The 15,995-nt window shown below is 60.8% G+C and carries 11 protein-coding genes, 1 tRNA gene and 2 rRNA genes (1 of these 14 only partly in view); 5 read left to right on the top strand and 9 right to left on the bottom strand.

Going from position 1 to position 15,995, the window contains the following annotated elements; genetic code table 11:
• Nucleotides 1-54: 54 nt before the first annotated feature.
• Together F2982_RS11790 and F2982_RS11785 are read left to right on the top strand one after the other, a co-directional pair.
• The gene (locus F2982_RS11790) at nucleotides 55-1,044 is read left to right on the top strand and encodes a LacI family DNA-binding transcriptional regulator (RefSeq protein ID WP_112719830.1); all 990 of its coding nucleotides are present in this window, start codon (nucleotides 55-57) and stop codon (nucleotides 1,042-1,044) included.
• A gap of 105 nt (nucleotides 1,045-1,149) precedes the next feature.
• Complete coding sequence (locus F2982_RS11785; RefSeq protein WP_203427930.1) at nucleotides 1,150-3,393, top strand: glycoside hydrolase family 2 TIM barrel-domain containing protein; 2,244 nt, start codon at nucleotides 1,150-1,152, stop codon at nucleotides 3,391-3,393.
• Between the two features lie 4 nt (nucleotides 3,394-3,397).
• Here the strand turns inward: F2982_RS11785 and F2982_RS11780 are convergent, their stop codons facing one another.
• The 4 genes from F2982_RS11780 to F2982_RS11765 form a co-directional block, all read right to left on the bottom strand.
• Complete coding sequence (locus F2982_RS11780; protein ID WP_203427929.1) at nucleotides 3,398-4,513, bottom strand: ABC transporter ATP-binding protein; 1,116 nt, start codon at nucleotides 4,511-4,513, stop codon at nucleotides 3,398-3,400.
• A 3-nt stretch (nucleotides 4,514-4,516) separates the two neighbouring features.
• Nucleotides 4,517-5,461: a carbohydrate ABC transporter permease gene (locus F2982_RS11775; protein WP_199628891.1), complete on the bottom strand. Its 945-nt coding sequence runs from the start codon at nucleotides 5,459-5,461 to the stop codon at nucleotides 4,517-4,519.
• A complete protein-coding gene (locus tag F2982_RS11770; protein ID WP_203427928.1) occupies nucleotides 5,458-6,411 on the bottom strand; it encodes a sugar ABC transporter permease in 954 nt (317 codons plus the stop codon). The genes F2982_RS11775 and F2982_RS11770 overlap by 4 nt, the downstream gene beginning before the upstream one ends.
• 83 nt (nucleotides 6,412-6,494) lie before the next feature.
• Nucleotides 6,495-7,751, bottom strand: coding sequence for an ABC transporter substrate-binding protein (locus F2982_RS11765; protein ID WP_112537114.1), 1,257 nt, complete (start codon nucleotides 7,749-7,751; stop codon nucleotides 6,495-6,497).
• Nucleotides 7,752-8,065: 314 nt separating this feature from the next.
• Between F2982_RS11765 and F2982_RS11760 the strand changes: the two genes are divergently transcribed.
• Nucleotides 8,066-9,121 (top strand): LacI family transcriptional regulator, encoded by a 1,056-nt coding sequence (locus F2982_RS11760; protein WP_199628888.1) that lies wholly within the window; start codon nucleotides 8,066-8,068, stop codon nucleotides 9,119-9,121.
• On the opposite strand, the gene F2982_RS11755 is transcribed toward F2982_RS11760, so the two are convergent.
• On the bottom strand, nucleotides 9,084-9,884 hold the full coding sequence (locus F2982_RS11755; RefSeq protein ID WP_203430055.1) for an endonuclease/exonuclease/phosphatase family protein: 801 nt from the start codon (nucleotides 9,882-9,884) through the stop codon (nucleotides 9,084-9,086). The two genes, F2982_RS11760 and F2982_RS11755, sit on opposite strands and share 38 nt — an antisense overlap.
• A 68-nt stretch (nucleotides 9,885-9,952) precedes the next feature.
• Between F2982_RS11755 and F2982_RS11750 the strand changes: the two genes are divergently transcribed.
• The gene (locus tag F2982_RS11750; protein ID WP_203427927.1) at nucleotides 9,953-10,921 is read left to right on the top strand and encodes a lysylphosphatidylglycerol synthase domain-containing protein; all 969 of its coding nucleotides are present in this window, start codon (nucleotides 9,953-9,955) and stop codon (nucleotides 10,919-10,921) included.
• Here F2982_RS11750 and F2982_RS11745 read toward each other — a convergent pair.
• Nucleotides 10,871-12,409, bottom strand: coding sequence for a phospholipase D-like domain-containing protein (locus F2982_RS11745; RefSeq protein WP_203427926.1), 1,539 nt, complete (start codon nucleotides 12,407-12,409; stop codon nucleotides 10,871-10,873). The genes F2982_RS11750 and F2982_RS11745 overlap by 51 nt on opposite strands.
• A gap of 172 nt (nucleotides 12,410-12,581) precedes the next feature.
• Here F2982_RS11745 and F2982_RS11740 point away from each other — a divergent pair, with 172 nt between their 5' ends.
• Nucleotides 12,582-13,355, top strand: coding sequence for a TIM barrel protein (locus tag F2982_RS11740; RefSeq protein WP_203427925.1), 774 nt, complete (start codon nucleotides 12,582-12,584; stop codon nucleotides 13,353-13,355).
• A gap of 194 nt (nucleotides 13,356-13,549) precedes the next feature.
• Here F2982_RS11740 and F2982_RS11735 read toward each other — a convergent pair.
• From F2982_RS11735 to F2982_RS11725, 3 genes are all read right to left on the bottom strand, one after another.
• Nucleotides 13,550-13,626, bottom strand: a tRNA-Met gene (locus F2982_RS11735).
• A 242-nt stretch (nucleotides 13,627-13,868) separates the two neighbouring features.
• A 5S ribosomal RNA gene (rrf, locus tag F2982_RS11730) occupies nucleotides 13,869-13,983 on the bottom strand.
• A gap of 152 nt (nucleotides 13,984-14,135) precedes the next feature.
• A 23S ribosomal RNA gene (locus tag F2982_RS11725) occupies nucleotides 14,136-15,995 on the bottom strand; it runs 941 nt beyond the window's last position.

Raw genomic sequence — 15,995 nt, 5'->3', positions numbered from 1 at the left:
ATACACCGTTCCGCCACTCGAAGAAGAGCGGAATGGGTCTGGACGGGAGCAGGCATGAGCAGGAAACGCATCACCTCCAAGGAGCTGGCAAAGCTCGCCGGCGTATCCTCGGCAACGATCTCGCGCGCCTTCTCGCCGGATTCCCGCATCGGCAGCGCCACCCGCGACCGCATCCTGGCGGTCGCCCGTGAACACGGATACCAGCCTAACGCCATTGCCCGCTCGCTGAACAACCAGCGCTCGCGGCTCGTTGCCCTCGTCGTCAACGCGATCGGCAACCCTTGCGAGGCGGAAGAACAGCAGCTGCTCGTCCACCGCCTGCAGGCCCGCCAGCTCCTGCCGATCATTCTCTGCTGCGCCGATCACTCCGACCGTCTGCAGCTGATGCGGCTCGCCTCGACCTACCAAGTCGATCACGTCGTCGTCTTCTCCGACATGGTCTCGATGCAGGATGCCGTCGACATCTTCCACACGACCAAGCCGATCATCGTCTCCTTCGAGCCGCTGGAAAACGAGAACGTCTCAAGCATCCGCATCGATGGCGCCGTCGGCGCTGCCGAGATCATCGACAAGATCGTCAAGGACGGGAAGAAGCGCTTCGCCTATCTGTCCGGCACCAAGTCGAGCTGGATCGACAAGCTGCGCCGCAAGTGGTTTGCCGATGCGCTCGCCAAGCACGGTCTCGATTTCGAGGCCGAAGCCTTCGGCGACTATTCCTACGATTCAGGCTTCAAGGAAGCCGTCATGCTGCTGCATCGCTCGAAGGTCGATGCGATCATCTGCGGCAACGACGTGATGGCGATCGGTGCGCGCGACGCCGCCCGCCGCGTGCTCGGCAAGAACACGCCCGGCGATATCGCCATCGTCGGCCAGGACGGCATCGCCATGGCCGCCTGGGATTGCAACGACCTGACGACACTCGGCCTGGACCATGTCGCCTTCATCGACGCCGTGGTCGAGGTGATCGAGCGCCACGAGCAGGATATCGAAGGCCCGCACAACATCACGCTTGCCTGCACGCCCCGCTGGGGCTCCACCGCCTAAGGCAGCGCTTTTCATTGCATCGAGGAGGAATTTCCGTGACCATCATTTCATGCGCGCGCGCCTCGCGCCGAACCATTGCCCACGGCTGCAGCAAGGAAGTCTGATATGCGTTCCGTCGTTTCCTTCAACGAATCCTGGAGCTTTCACGAGGGCTTCGGCCAGCGCCTGCTCGACGCCTTCGACGGCAACAGCACGATCAGCCTGCCGCATACCGCCGTCGAGCTGCCGTTCAACTATTTCGACGAGAAGACCTATCAGCGCGCCTTCACCTATCAGAAGGTCCTGCGCTGGATGCCGGAATTCGATGGCCGCGAAGTCTCCATCGTCTTCGATGGCGCCATGGCCGACAGCGTCGTCTATCTGAACGGCGAAGAGATCATTGCCCACAAGGATGGCTACACGCCTTTCGAGGCGCGCCTGACAGGCAAGCTCGTCAAAGGCGACAACCTCATCACCGTCAAGATCGACGGCAGCGAGAACCCCGCCATCCCGCCCTTCGGCGGCCGCATCGATTACCTCACCTATGCCGGCATCTACCGTGACGTCTGGCTGAAGGTCACCGGCGCCGTGTCGCTGCGCAATATCAAGATAGAGACGCAGGACGTGCTCGGCGATGTAAAATCGGCAACCGCGCGCTGCCAGCTGTCGAACCCGCAGCATGCGACCTTCCTCGGTACGGTCAACGGTACGATCCGCGACGCCTCGGGCGTGGTGATCGCCACCGCGACGGCCGAGACCACGGGCGAAGACGTGACGCTCGCCTTCGGTGGCCTGACCGGCATCGCCCTCTGGGATATCGCCAATCCGGCGCTCTACGAGCTCACCGTGGATCTGAAGACCAGCCACGGCTCGGACCGCCTCGCCTCGAATTTCGGCTTCCGCACCGCCGAGTTCACGCCCGAGGGCTTCCTGCTGAACGGCCAGCCGCTGAAGCTGCGCGGCCTCAACCGTCACCAGGCCTATCCCTATGTCGGCTATGCCGCCGGCCGCTCCGCGCAGGAGCTCGACGCGACGATCATGAAGACCGTGCTGAAGTGCAATATCGTCCGCACCTCGCATTATCCGCAATCCAAGTGGTTCCTCGATCAGTGCGACCGGCTCGGCCTGCTCGTCTTCGAGGAGATCCCCGGCTGGCAGCATATCGGCGATCTCGAGTGGCAGAAGGAATCGATCGAAAACGTCCGCCGCATGATCGAGCGCGACTGGAACCATCCCTCGATCATCATCTGGGGCGTGCGCATCAACGAGTCGCTCGATAGCCACGATTTCTACGCCGAGACAAACCGCCTCGCCCGCGAGCTCGATACCACCCGCCAGACCGGCGGCGTCCGCTATCTGACGGAAAGCGAGCTGCTGGAAGACGTCTATACGATGAACGACTTCATCCTCGGCAACGAGGAACTTCCCGGCGCCAACCGCCCGCGCACGGCACTTCGCCCACAGCAGGAAAATACCGGCCTCGGCCACAAGGTGCCCTACCTGATCACCGAATATAACGGCCACATGCATCCGACGAAGATGCACGATCCGGAACAGCGCCAGGCCGAGCATGTCCGCCGCCATCTCGAAGTATTGAATGCCGCCTATGGCGATCCCGATATTTCAGGCGCCATCGGCTGGTGCATGTTCGACTACAACACCCACAAGGATTTCGGCTCGGGCGACCGCATCTGCTACCACGGCGTCATGGACATGTTCCGCGAGCCGAAATTCGCGGCTTATGTCTATGCCAGCCAGTGCGATCCGTCCGACGAGATCATCATGAAGCCGGTGACCTTCTGGGCACGTGGCGAGCGCAGCATCGGCGGCGTGCTGCCGCTGATCATCCTCACCAACTGCGACGAGGTCGAGCTGAAGTACGGAACGCTGACCAAGCGCATCGGCCCGGACCGCGAGAACTACCCGCACCTGCCGCATCCGCCCGTCGTTCTCGATCACCGGCATTTCACGGCGGACGAGCTCGGCACCTGGGGTCTGGAATGGATCGATGGCGAATTCACCGGCTTTATCGATGGCGAGCCGGTCGCGCATCTGACGCTTGCAGCCGATCCGCTTCCGGCAAGACTGGAGCTTGCGCCTGACAGCACCGTCCTGAAGGCCCGCGAACGCGACAGCACGCGCGTCATCATCCGCGCGCTCGATCAGCGCGGCCAGCGCCTGCCCTTCATGGAAGACAGCATTGGCCTGCGCGTCGAGGGACCGGCAAAGATCGTTGGCCCGACGAGTGTGCCGCTGCAGGGCGGCACGGCCGGCTTCTGGCTGGAGGCGACCGGACTTACAGGCACGATCACGGTGGAAGCGACCTCAAGCCGCTTCCCCGCCATCAGCTTCAGCGTTACCGCCGGCTGAGAGATCAGGCGATCCGCAGCTGGCTCTGCGGATCGAAGAACACCGCCTTGTCGAGATTAAAGGCAAGGCGGGTGTTCTGCCCGGCTTCGATCCCGGCATCGGCGCCGAGGCGCGCGACGACGGACTTTCCGCCAAGCTTGGTAACGGCAAACGTATCCGCGCCCGCGGGCTCGACAACTTCGATCATGCAATCACCATGCGACACCGATTTCGCCTTGCGATCTACGCCGTCGAGATCGGTCAGCGCTTCCGGGCGGATGCCGAAGATCACCGGCTTGCCATTGTAGCTGGTCAGGCTGTTATTGCCCGCCGGAACCGGCAGCTTCAGCGGCTCGCCATTCGGACGGTCGAGCGAGACCTGCAGTCCACCCGAGCCGTTCTCGACGGTGGCGTTCAGCAGGTTCATCGCCGGCGAACCCATGAAATCGGCCACGAACACATTGGCCGGGCTGTTATAGATCTCGGCAGGCGTGCCGAACTGCTGCAGCACGCCATCGCGCAGCACGGCAATCTTGGTCGCCAGCGTCATCGCTTCGATCTGGTCATGGGTGACGTAGACGATCGTCGTGCCCATGCGCTGGTGCAGGCGCTTGATCTCCGTGCGCATGTCGACGCGCAGCTTGGCGTCGAGGTTGGAGAGAGGCTCGTCGAACAGGAAGACCTGCGGATTGCGCACCAGCGCGCGGCCCATGGCAACGCGCTGACGCTGGCCGCCGGAGAGCTGGCTCGGCTTGCGATCGAGCAGATGACCGATCTGCAGCATTTCCGAAACCTGCTTGATCGCCTTGTCGCGCTCGGCCTTCGGCACGCCGCGGATTTCCATGCCGAAGGCGATGTTTCCGGCAACGGTCATGTTCGGATAGAGCGCGTAGCTCTGGAACACCATGGCGATATCGCGCTTCGACGGATGCAGGTCGTTGATCGCCCGGCCGTTGACGCGGATCTCACCTTCGGTGATCGACTCCAGGCCGGCAATGGTGTTGAGCAGCGTGGACTTGCCGCAGCCGGACGGGCCGACGAGCACAAGGAAGCCGCCCTCTTCGAGCTCGAGATCGATCCCCTTGAGGATGTCGACGGCGCCGAAGCGCTTCTTGAGGCCGGAAATTTCAAGGAAAGCCATGGATCACCCTTTGACGGCGCCCGCCATGAGACCGCGCACGAAATAGCGGCCGGCGAGAATGTAAACGATAAGCGTCGGCACGGCGGCGATCATCGCAGCAGCCATGTTGACATTGTATTCGACCACCCCGGTCGAGGTGTTGACGACGTTGTTCAGCGCCACGGTCATCGGCATGGATTCACCGGTGCCTGCGTAAGCCGAGGCGAACAGGAAGTCGTTCCAGATATTGGTGAACTGGTAGATCACGGTGACGACGATGATTGGCAGCGAATTCGGCAGCATGATGCGGCGGAAGATCTGGAAGAAGCTTGCGCCATCGACCTGCGCTGCGCGCACCAGTTCCGTCGGGAAGGCCTCATAGAAGTTCCGGAAGAACAGCGTTGTGAAGCCGAGACCGTAGACCACGTGCACGAAGACCAGGTTCACGGTCGGATTGCCGAAACCGAAACTCATGCCCGTCGCATTCTGCAGCGTCATCCCGAACCGGCCGAAAGCGCCGAGGATCGTTGCCATCGGCAGCAGCACCGACTGGAAGGGAATGAAGCAGGCAAACAGCATCAGCCCGAAGACCAGCGTATGGCCGGGGAAACGCCACTTGGTCAGCACGTAGCCGTTCAGAGCGCCGAGCACCGTGGAGATCGCCACCGCCGGCACGACCATCTTGATCGAGTTCCAGAAATAGCCCTTGATGCCAGCGCAGGTCAGGCCGACGCAGGTCTCGCCCCAGGCCTTGAACCAGGGATCGAGTGTCGGCGATTGTGGCAGCGACAGCATGTTGCCGTTCTGGATCTCGTCCATGGTCTTGAACGAGGTGACCAGCATGACGAACAGCGGCATCAGGTAGAGAACCGCAAAGATGATCAGCAGGCCGTAGATGGCCGTGCGGCTGATCCACCGGCTGCCGTTACCCTGCGACACGGCGATTGTCGAGGAGGTCACGCTGCTCATCGCGCCTTCTCCTTCAGTTCGGAATAGAGATAGGGAACGATGATCGCCGAGATCGTCATCAGCATGATGATCGCGCTGGCCGAGCCGACGGCCATTTCGTTTCGCTTGAACGTGTATTCGTACATGAAGTTGGACGGCAGCCAGGCCGAACCGCCCGGGCCGCCCGAGGTCAGCGCCACGACAAGGTCGTAGGACTTGATCGCCATATGCGCGAGAACGATGAAGGCCGACAGAAACACCGGCCGCAGCAGCGGAATGATGATCCGGCGATAGAGCTGCAGCGTCGAGGCGCCGTCGATCTGCGCCGCCTTCATGATCTCGCCGTCGATGCCGCGCAGGCCAGCCAGGAACATCGCCATGACGAAGCCGGACGCCTGCCACACACCGGCGATGACGACGGTGTAGATGACGAAATCCTTGTTCTTGATCCAGTCGAAGTGGAAGCTCGTCCAGCCGAACTGATGCAGCGTCTGTTCAAGGCCGAGACCCGGATCGAGGAACCACTTCCAGGCGACGCCGGTGACGATGAAGGACAGCGCCATCGGATAAAGAAAGATCGGCCGAAGCACGCCCTCGCCGCGGATCTTCTGGTCGAGCAGGATCGCCAGCAGCAGGCCGAGCCCCAGGCAGATGCCGATATAGAGGAATCCGAAAATACCCATATTGGTGATCGACGTGTACCAGGACGACGGCGGATCGCTCTCGAACGTCCAGCGCCACAGGCGCTGATAGGCGCGCGGCCCTGTCAGGTCGTAAGACGGAAAGGTCTTGGAATTGGTGAAGGACAGATAGGCCGTCCAGACGATGAAGCCGTAGACGAAAATGATGGTGATCAGGAAGCTCGGCGCCAGCACGATCTTCGGCAGGGCATCCTGCAACCGGCCGCGAATGGACGCGCGGGTCGAAGGATTGGACGTCAGGACCGGATCGGTGGTCGCAACAGTGCTCATAAATCAATCTCCTCCCCGCATCATTCCTGCAGGGCGCAAAGGCCTCCCCGCACTGTGCGGGGAGGCCAGATGTCGAACAGGTATTAGCGAGCGTCGTCGATCGCCTGAACGAGCTGGGTCACAGCTTCGTCGGAGGTCTTGATCTGGCCGTGAACGAACTTCGAAACGACGTCCTTATAGGCATTGGCGATTGCCGGAGGCGCGCCGTAACCCTGAGCGAGCGAACCGAACAGCGTGCCGCCGTCGTTTGCCTTCTTCAGGTCGGCGATACCCTTCTTGCCGCAGGCGTCGAAGGCCGTATCCGGAACGTCCGTACGGGCCGGAACCGAACCCTTGACGACGTTGAAGGCCGACTGGAAGCTCTTCGACAGCGTTGCCGTTGCGAGAGCGACCTGGGCTGCCTTGCGGTCTTCAGGAACGTTGAACATGCCGAACATGTCGGAGTTGTAGATCACGCTGCCATCGGTACCCGGGAAGCGGTAGCACAGGAAGTCCTTGTCCGGGGTCTTCTTGGCGGCGACGAATTCGCCCTTCGCCCAGTCGCCCATGACCTGAACCAGCGCATCACCCTTGATGACCATCGCCGTTGCCAGGTTCCAGTCGCGGCCCGAGAAGTTCGGATCGACATACTTGATGATCTTGGCGAGGTTATCGAAGGACTTCTTCATCGTGTCCGACTTCAGAGAGTCTTCGTCGAGATCGTTGAAGGCCTTCTTGTAGAACTCAGGACCGCCGGTCGACAGAACGATCGAGTCGAACATCGTGGCTTCCTGCCAGTTCTGACCGCCGAGAGCGAGCGGGATGACGCCGGCTGCCTTTGCCTTGTCGAGCAGGGCGATCAGGTCGTCGAAGGTCTTCGGCTCGGTGCCGCCGATCTTGTCCATCACGGCCTTGTTGATCCAGAGCCAGTTGACGGAGTGAACGTTGACGGGTGCTGCGACCCACTTGCCGTCATAGACGGAGAATTTCTGCAGAGCCGCCGGAACGGACTTGTCCCAGCCTTCCTTCTTCGCGGTCTCGGTCAGGTCGCCCATGACGCCGGCCTGAGCGTAGTCGAGAACAGTGTAGCCGAGCATCTGGGAAGCGGTCGGATACGTACCGGCAGCAACCATTGCCTTGAGTGCGGTCATTGCAGCGTCGCCGCCGCCGCCGGCAACCGGCACGTCCTTCCAGGCGTAACCTTCCTTGGAAAGGTCGCCCTTCAGCACGTTGAGAGCCGCGGCTTCACCGCCCGAAGTCCACCAGTGCAGCATCTGCACTTCCTTGACGTCGGCAGCATGAGCGCCGAACGCAGCCATCATCACGGCAGCAGCAGCCACCGAGCCCAAAAACTTGCGCATAGTCTTCCTCCCGTTTGCAAGTCGGCAGCGAAAGCCTCCCTCCGCCACCCTGAATGCCTCCCGCCACCCCGGGCGGGAAAACATGCCGAAGCCGATCCGGCCGCGGTTGACAATTTAAAACGATATAAATTACCCGCCGTCAAGTCTTTCTCGACTTCCGAGAAAAAAGATTATTAATGACGCAAGATACTGAAATTATTATGTAATGCCTATATTTCGTCAGAAATCCCAAAAATTTAAAACGTTTTCATAACTTTATTGCTTGCAATGCATCTGCCCGTTATGTTGATTGCCGCAGCCCCAGGAAGGCCAAGTTGACCGATCCGATAAAGCCGCCCCGCGGCGAAAACCAAGACAGCCTGCTGAGACGTGGCAAGCCGACATTGCGCACGATCGCCAACCTGACCGGTCTGGCAGTGACAACTGTGTCGCGCGCGCTCAGCGACGCACCGCAAATCTCGCTGGAGACCCGCGAGCGGGTGCACAAGATCGCCCGCGAAATCGGTTATCTCCCGGATCGCGCAGCGCAGCGCCTGAAGACCGGCCGCACCAATGTCATCAGCATCCTGCTCGACTCCCACCAGGAGGTCGTCGGCTTCGGCACCTCGATCATGTACGGCATTGCCAAGGCTCTGAAAGAAACCTCTTACCATCTGGTGGTCGCGCCGAACTTCCTGTCGACGACCGAGCTCGAAGCCGCCGAATACATCGTCCGCAACAATTTCGCCGATGGCGTGATCTTCACCCGCACCGAACCCTTCGATGCGCGCGTGCGCATGCTGATCGAAACGGGCTTTCCCTTCGTCAGCCACGGCCGCACCGAATTCTCGACGCAGCATCCCTATGTCGATTACGACAACTACGCCTTCGCCTATGAGGCAACCGCCCGGCTGATCGCCAAGGGCCGCACGAAGGTGACCATCCTTCTGCCGCCGCGCCGGCTGACCTTCTACCAGCACCTGCTGCATGGCTTCATGACTGCCGTGCGGGAAGCCGGCGCGAGCTACGAAATCTCCGAGGCGATCACGCTCGATTCCTCCGCCAGCGATATCCGAGACTATGTGCGCAGCCGCGCCGCCGGACCTGACGCGCCCGACGGCTTCATCTGTCCCGGCGAGGTCTCTGCTCTCGCCACCATCACCGGCATGAGCGACGCCGGAAAGCAGCTGGCAGAAGACTACGACATCGTCGCCAAGGAACATTCACGCCTGCTGACGCAACTGCAACCCAAGGTCGAGACGATCTACGAGGATCTGGTCGCCGCCGGCGAAGAGCTCGGCCGCATGCTGATCCAGCGCATCAACGATCCCGAGGCGACCACCGGCATGCAGCTCATGCAGACGCCGCAGATCGCATTCCCGCCCTTGTAAGCGCCGCCGACGGTTCGATCTCCGCCAGCAGCGGCAGGTGGTCCGACGCCCGCCGTGCGAGCGGATCGGCAAGCGCCGCCACTCGCCTGACGCCAAGGCCTTCGGAGACGAAGACATGATCGATCCGCAGCACAGGCAGCCGTGACGGATAGGTCGGCCGCGGCTTACCGCCCGCAAGCAGCTGAACATCGCGAAACTGCCGCGCCAGCATCCGGTAGGCAGGCGACAGGGGGATGGCGTTGAGATCGCCGCAGATGATTGCCGGTGCCGCCTGAAACTCCGGCGAACTGATCCAGTCGCGCCCAAGCAGCGTCGCCACCTGCCTCGACCGGTCGATGCCCCGCAGGCCGAGATGCGTGTTGAGCACATTGAACTGCAGCCCATTTGCAATGACCTGCAGCCATATCGCACCACGGGCTTCACCAACTGACGGCAATGGACCCGCGCTCATTAGCTTGGTCGGAAGCGCCGTCAGGATCGCATCGCCATATCTCTCCTCCTCCACATGCAGGGCCGGATGGAAATGCGCCTCCATCTTCAGGAGCGTGGCGATCAGATGCGCCTGATCGATCCCGCCCGTCCGTCTACGGCCGACATCGAGCTCCTGCAAGGCAATGATATCCGCACCCGATGCGGCAATGACATCGGCAACCCGCTGCGGATCCAGCCGCCGGTCGGTGCCGATGCAGCTATGAACATTGTATGTGAGAACCTTGATGAGTTTGGCGTCTTGAACGGCCACGGGGTCGGAGAATGTGCTCATGCCGTGGGAACCCGTTTTCACGTTGTTTCGTTCCATCAACGGAAACTGCATAGCAAGACGGAAAGCTCATGCCGGGCAAGCGCCTCATTATCAACGCCACCCTCGTCCTCGGGCTACTGCTGGCCGCCTACCTGCTCTACAAGGTGTTCAGCCGCTATTCGCTGGACGAGGTGATGCAGTCGATCGCCGCCATCCCGATATCGCGGCTAGCCGCAGGGATCGGCTTTGCCGCCCTCTCCTACCTCTGTCTCACTGGTTTCGACTGGATGGGCCTGCGCTATGCCGGCAAGCCGCTCAGCTACCCCAAGGCAGCAATCGCTTCCTTCACCGGCCTCTCCATCGGCCACAATCTCGGTGTCGCGGCGCTGAGCAGCGGCGCCGTCCGCTACCGCTATTACTCGCGCTGGGGCCTCAGCACGGAGGAGGTCGCCAAGGTCATCCTGTTCTGCGGCGTCACCGTCGGTATCGGCCTTGCTGCCCTCGCCGGCATCGCGCTGCTCGTCAATCCCGAGGATGCCGCCAATCTGCTGAAGCTTAGCCCATCCGGCCTGTTCGGTCTCGGCGTCGCCTGCCTGGCGATACCCGCCGTCTATATCCTGCTATCGGCGACCGTCCGCGCTCCACTCCGGCTCTGGAAATGGAGCTTCGAGATGCCGTCGCTGAAGCTCGCAATCGGGCAGGTGGTCATCGGAACGCTGAATTTCATCTTCGTATCTGCCTGCCTGCATCAGATGCTGGCGGCGCAGGGCGAGGCGAGCTTTGTACAGACGGCAACCGCCTTCGTCCTCGCCAACATCGCCATTCTCATGACCCACGTTCCCGGTGGCCTCGGCGTGCTCGAGGCGACCGTCAGCCACGTGCTGCCGGGTGCGGCCTCGATCGGTGCTCTCGTCGCTTTCCGGGTGATCTACTTCCTGCTGCCGCTCTTCATCGGCCTGCCGATCCTCGGGATCAGCGAGCTGGTGCTCCGCAACCGGAAACCATCGTCAGAAGAACACGCTGACCAGACGGCCAACGCGCAGGCGCAGCCGATGTAGCGGCCAATAAGGACGGCGGGGATCGACGATCGCGGTACCGGGCAACGGCGTCGTGCCACCATGGGCGATATCGACGGCAAAATGGCGCAGACCGCGCTCGCGGCAGTTCAGCACCTCGATCGTCTCGAGCAGCGACCGCTTTTCGCTTTCCATCTGCCGAACATCCTCCGGCGCCGCATCGAGATGCTCGGCAATCAGCCGGTGGCGCAGCGCGGTGATCGCCTGACGATGCCCCTCCGTCTCCGCCTCGATCGCCAGATCGCATTCCGTATCCAGCCCCTCGGAGCGATTGTTGAGATTGGAGGAACCGATACGGATGAAGGCATCGTCGACGATCATCAGCTTGGAATGAATGACGATTTCCTTCTCGCCACCCCGTTCATCGGGCACCACAGCATACATCACCCGAAGGCGGTCATAGCGATCGATCCGCTTCAGCCGCCGGATCAGCCGGTCGCGATTATTGCCCATCGTCAGCTTCTCGATGAGACCATGCGAACTCTTGGTGACCAGCACCGCGATCTCCGGCCCCTCGATCTCCTTCAGCCGCTTGGCAAGCTCGCGGGCGACGCCGAAGGAAGCGAGATACTGCGTCTCGATATAGATGTGCTTGCGTGCCGCGCGGATCGCATCGCGCGTCAGGCGAAACGCTTCATAGTGACCGCGCTTGCCGATCAGGCCGGGCTCGGTGAGCGCAATGGCCGCCGTCGCATCGGTCATCTCCGCGGCAACAGCAAGCGGCCACGCGGCATCCCGCACCGGCGACGGCTCGATCTTCTGACCTGTCGCCTTCTTCCAGCGGCGACGGGCGACATCGCCGATCAGGCTTGCCGCCTGCCCGGAAACCATCGACTGCATGTCATGCACCGGCTCGTAAGGCGTCCCGTCAGGCGAGCGGCGCACAGGGTTGCTGACCCGGTGATCCGGTTCGTCCCAGCGCCGCGCTGTCAGGTCGATGCCGCCAAGAAGACCGAGACTGTCGTCGATCGACACCAGCTTCTGGTGATGGCAGCCGCGCAGCGGATGGCGGAGGTCAAAACGCATGGTGATCTGCGGATGAGAAGAAAAGCCGCTCTCGCGGAAGAGCCGCAGCGACTTGCCCGAGTAAACCGGCCCCATTCCCCAGACGAGAATGCGGATCTGCAGCGCCGGGTTCTCATCGGCGAGCGACAGCAGCAATTCGCCTAGCGTTTCCGAGCTCTGCTTCGGCCGCAGCCGGATATCGGGATTGAAATCCCAGCCGACGATCCAGATCGTCTGGCGCGCCTGCCGCAGCGCCTGATCGAGCGCCGAGAAATAAGCAGCACCATCGACAAGAAACGCAACTTTCGAGGCTTTGCCGGACCGCCAGGCGTTGCGGCCGGTGCGAATGATGCCGCCGGGCACGGCGGGAATGGCAGCCTTCACCGTGCGCCGGGCGGCGCTGGCGATCAGTTCCATGGTATTCGCCGTCTTGCGGCTTGCGCCGATCGCCTGAAAATCCGTCATCCCTTGCCCGCTGCCCCACGCTTTTTCGATGCGTCCCTTAACGTGCGAGGCTTCGCCGAAGTTCCGGCGCGTGATGCAAAAAATTCCTGATGTCCAAGGCCTTGCGGCAATAGCGGCCTTGCCCCGGCAGCAAATTTCGCCCATCCCTTGAGAAAATCGGGAGGACCACGATATGCGAAACTACTCAGCCTGCATCGAATGGCTCTTTGCCACGCCGGACGACCGCTTCGAAGACCGCATCGCCCGCGCCGCCGCGGCCGACCTCGGCTTCATCGAATTCTGGCGCTGGACCGACAAGGATCTCGACGCGATCGAGGCCGCGCTGAACCGCACCGGCCTCAAGGTCTCTAGCCTTGTCGCCGAACCGATGATCCCGCTGACCGACGTCAACAATCGCGAGACCTGGCTGGAGGGCCTCACCCAATCCGTCGCCGTCGCCAAACGCCTCGGCGCCCCCGTCCTGATCGCCCAGGCCGGAGACGATCTCCCCGGCCTCTCCCGCCCGGAACAACGCGAGGCCCTGATCGGCACGCTGCGCGCCGCCGCCGACATCCTTCAGGGCACCGGCGTCCGCCTCGGCGTCGAGCCGCTCAACACCCGCATCGACCACATCGGCTACTACCTCGATTCAACCCGCGAAGCCCTCGATATCATCGACGAAGTCAGCCGCCCAGAAATCGGCATCACCTACGACATCTACCATTCCGCCGTGATGGACGAGAAAACCGAAGACGTCATCGCCAACCGCATCTCCCGCATCATCCACGTCCACGTGGCCGACCATCCCGGCCGCAACGATCCGGGCACCGGCAGCATAGACCTGCGCTATCGGCTGGATTGGCTGTTTGATCACGGCTACCGGGGCGCAGTTGGCATGGAGTACCGACCGCTGACGGCGGATGCGGCGGCAGTGAAGGTGGCGCTGGAGACGCTTGGGACTGAATAGTGTTTGAATAAGCCCATGCCGGCACGCACGGAGTTGTCTCCGCCATCCCCAGAAGCGTAAAACCCGCCGGATGGCGGGCTGTCAGGCTTTGAACCTTCTGCGTTGAGGTTATGGTCCGTAGGACGATGATCTACGATCGCCGGGGAAAGCGAAGCTTTTGCGCCATCGATAGGTCGATAGGATTCCGGGAAGTTTGGTTGCGGGGGCAGGATTTGAACCTGCGGCCTTCAGGTTATGAGCCTGACGAGCTACCGGGCTGCTCCACCCCGCGTCCAGCGCAAAACCCTTTGGGTTTTGTCGCGATAGCGTAAAACGCCTTTGGCGATTTACGCTTACTGCCGGAGCAACTCCGAAGGAGTTGTCTCCTGTAAGGGACGCACCATTATAGATCCGGTGCATCGCTATTTCAGTCTACATATAGGGCTCGAAAGCAAAAAGGCCGCTTTGCGAGCGGCCCTTTGATCGGCTTTGGGCCGTAGAATGTGATGAGAAGATTTATGTTGCGTTTAGCAGACCTGGCAGCGACCGACTCTCCCGCGTCTTAAGACGAAGTACCATAGGCGCTGGGGCGTTTCACGGCCGTGTTCGGAATGGGAACGGGTGCAGCCACCCCGCCATGACCACCAGGTCAGCGAAGCGCAACAATTGAGAAGCTGGATTTTGAGCGAATAGGGATTAGTGAGTAGCGAATAGTTTCGCTTCGCCATTTTATTCGCTGGTTTTGAACACGTCTTGCATCATGAGGCGCCTTTGGCGCCTGATGAGCATTGATCAATGAGAACGATCAAGCCAATCGAGCTATTAGTACCGGTAAGCTTCATGCGTTGCCGCACTTCCACACCCGGCCTATCAACGTGGTCGTCTTCCACGGCTCTGATAGGGAACACTCGTTTTCAGGTGGGTTTCCCGCTTAGATGCCTTCAGCGGTTATCCCGTCCATATATAGCTACCCTGCTATGCCCTTGGCAGGACAACAGGTCCACCAGAGATATGTCCATCCCGGTCCTCTCGTACTAGGGACAGATCCTGTCAATATTCCTACACCCACGGCAGATAGGGACCGAACTGTCTCACGACGTTCTGAACCCAGCTCACGTACCGCTTTAATTGGCGAACAGCCAAACCCTTGGGACCTGCTCCAGCCCCAGGATGCGATGAGCCGACATCGAGGTGCCAAACAACCCCGTCGATATGGACTCTTGGGGGTCATCAGCCTGTTATCCCCGGCGTACCTTTTATCCGTTGAGCGATGGCCCTTCCACGCGGGACCACCGGATCACTATGACCGACTTTCGTCTCTGCTCGACTTGTCAGTCTCGCAGTCAGGCGGGCTTATGCCATTGCACTCGACGACCGATTTCCGACCGGTCTGAGCCCACCATCGCGCGCCTCCGTTACTCTTTCGGAGGCGACCGCCCCAGTCAAACTACCCACCATACACTGTCCCGGATCCGGATAACGGACCGCGGTTAGACATCCATGACGATAAGGGTGGTATTTCAAGGATGGCTCCACGGAAACTGGCGTCCCCGCTTCAAAGCCTACCACCTATCCTACACATGCCGACACGAATGCCAGTGTAAAGCTATAGTAAAGGTGCACGGGGTCTTTCCGTCTGACCGCAGGAACCCCGCATCTTCACGGGGAATTCAATTTCACTGAGTCTATGTTGGAGACAGCGGGGAAGTCGTTACGCCATTCGTGCAGGTCGGAACTTACCCGACAAGGAATTTCGCTACCTTAGGACCGTTATAGTTACGGCCGCCGTTTACTGGGGCTTCGATTCAAAGCTTGCACCTCTCCTCTTAACCTTCCAGCACCGGGCAGGCGTCAGACCCTATACGTCGTCTTGCGACTTCGCAGAGCCCTGTGTTTTTGATAAACAGTCGCTACCCCCTGGTCTGTGCCACCCCATCTCACTTGCGTAAAATGGGGTCACGCTTCTTCCGAAGTTACGCGTGCAATTTGCCGAGTTCCTTCAACATAGTTCTCTCAAGCGCCTTGGTATACTCTACCTGACCACCTGTGTCGGTTTCGGGTACGGTCTATACGGTGGAGCTATTTCCTGGAACCGCTTCCCTGCCCACTCAATCCAATAAGAATGAACAAGTTACGCAATCCGTCACTACCACCAGGCCCACGAATATTAACGTGGTTCCCATCGACTACGCGTGTCCGCCTCGTCTTAGGGGCCGGCTAACCCTGCTCAGATTAACTTTAAGCAGGAACCCTTGGTCTTTCGGCGAGAGGGTCTCTCACCCTCTTTATCGTTACTCATGTCAACATTCGCACTTCCGATACCTCCAGGATGTCTCACGACTGTCCCTTCACAGGCTTACGGAACGCTCCGCTACCACTTGCATTGCTGCAAATCCTCAGCTTCGGTGCATGGCTTCAGCCCCGTTACATTTTCGGCGCAAAGACCCTTATTTAGACCAGTGAGCTGTTACGCTTTCTTTAAATGATGGCTGCTTCTAAGCCAACATCCTGGTTGTTTTGGGATCCTCACATCCTTTCCCACTTAGCCATGACTTGGGGACCTTAGCTGGAGGTTAGGGTTGTTGCCCTTTTCACGACGGACGTTAGCACCCGCCGTGTGTCTGCCGAGTAGTACTCCCGGGTATTCGGAGTTTGGTTAGG

The sequence above is a fragment of the Rhizobium sp. BG4 genome, from assembly GCF_016864575.1.
Taxonomy (GTDB): domain Bacteria; phylum Pseudomonadota; class Alphaproteobacteria; order Rhizobiales; family Rhizobiaceae; genus Rhizobium.
The sequence above is the reverse complement of the archived record's forward strand: the minus strand, read 5'-3'. Positions and strand labels throughout refer to the sequence as shown.

Bases quoted from the DNA above. Each gene is read 5' to 3' on its own strand.
- F2982_RS11755 (WP_203430055.1), bottom strand. From the start codon at position 9,884: ATGAGCACATTCTCCGACCCCGTGGCCGTTCAAGACGCCAAACTCATC.
- F2982_RS11785 (WP_203427930.1), top strand. From the start codon at position 1,150: ATGCGTTCCGTCGTTTCCTTCAACGAATCCTGGAGCTTTCACGAGGGC.
- F2982_RS11775 (WP_199628891.1), bottom strand. From the start codon at position 5,461: ATGAGCAGCGTGACCTCCTCGACAATCGCCGTGTCGCAGGGTAACGGC.
- F2982_RS11745 (WP_203427926.1), bottom strand. From the start codon at position 12,409: ATGACGGATTTTCAGGCGATCGGCGCAAGCCGCAAGACGGCGAATACC.
- F2982_RS11765 (WP_112537114.1), bottom strand. From the start codon at position 7,751: ATGCGCAAGTTTTTGGGCTCGGTGGCTGCTGCTGCCGTGATGATGGCT.
- F2982_RS11770 (WP_203427928.1), bottom strand. From the start codon at position 6,411: ATGAGCACTGTTGCGACCACCGATCCGGTCCTGACGTCCAATCCTTCG.
- F2982_RS11780 (WP_203427929.1), bottom strand. From the start codon at position 4,513: ATGGCTTTCCTTGAAATTTCCGGCCTCAAGAAGCGCTTCGGCGCCGTC.
- F2982_RS11790 (WP_112719830.1), top strand. From the start codon at position 55: ATGAGCAGGAAACGCATCACCTCCAAGGAGCTGGCAAAGCTCGCCGGC.
- F2982_RS11750 (WP_203427927.1), top strand. From the start codon at position 9,953: ATGCCGGGCAAGCGCCTCATTATCAACGCCACCCTCGTCCTCGGGCTA.
- F2982_RS11740 (WP_203427925.1), top strand. From the start codon at position 12,582: ATGCGAAACTACTCAGCCTGCATCGAATGGCTCTTTGCCACGCCGGAC.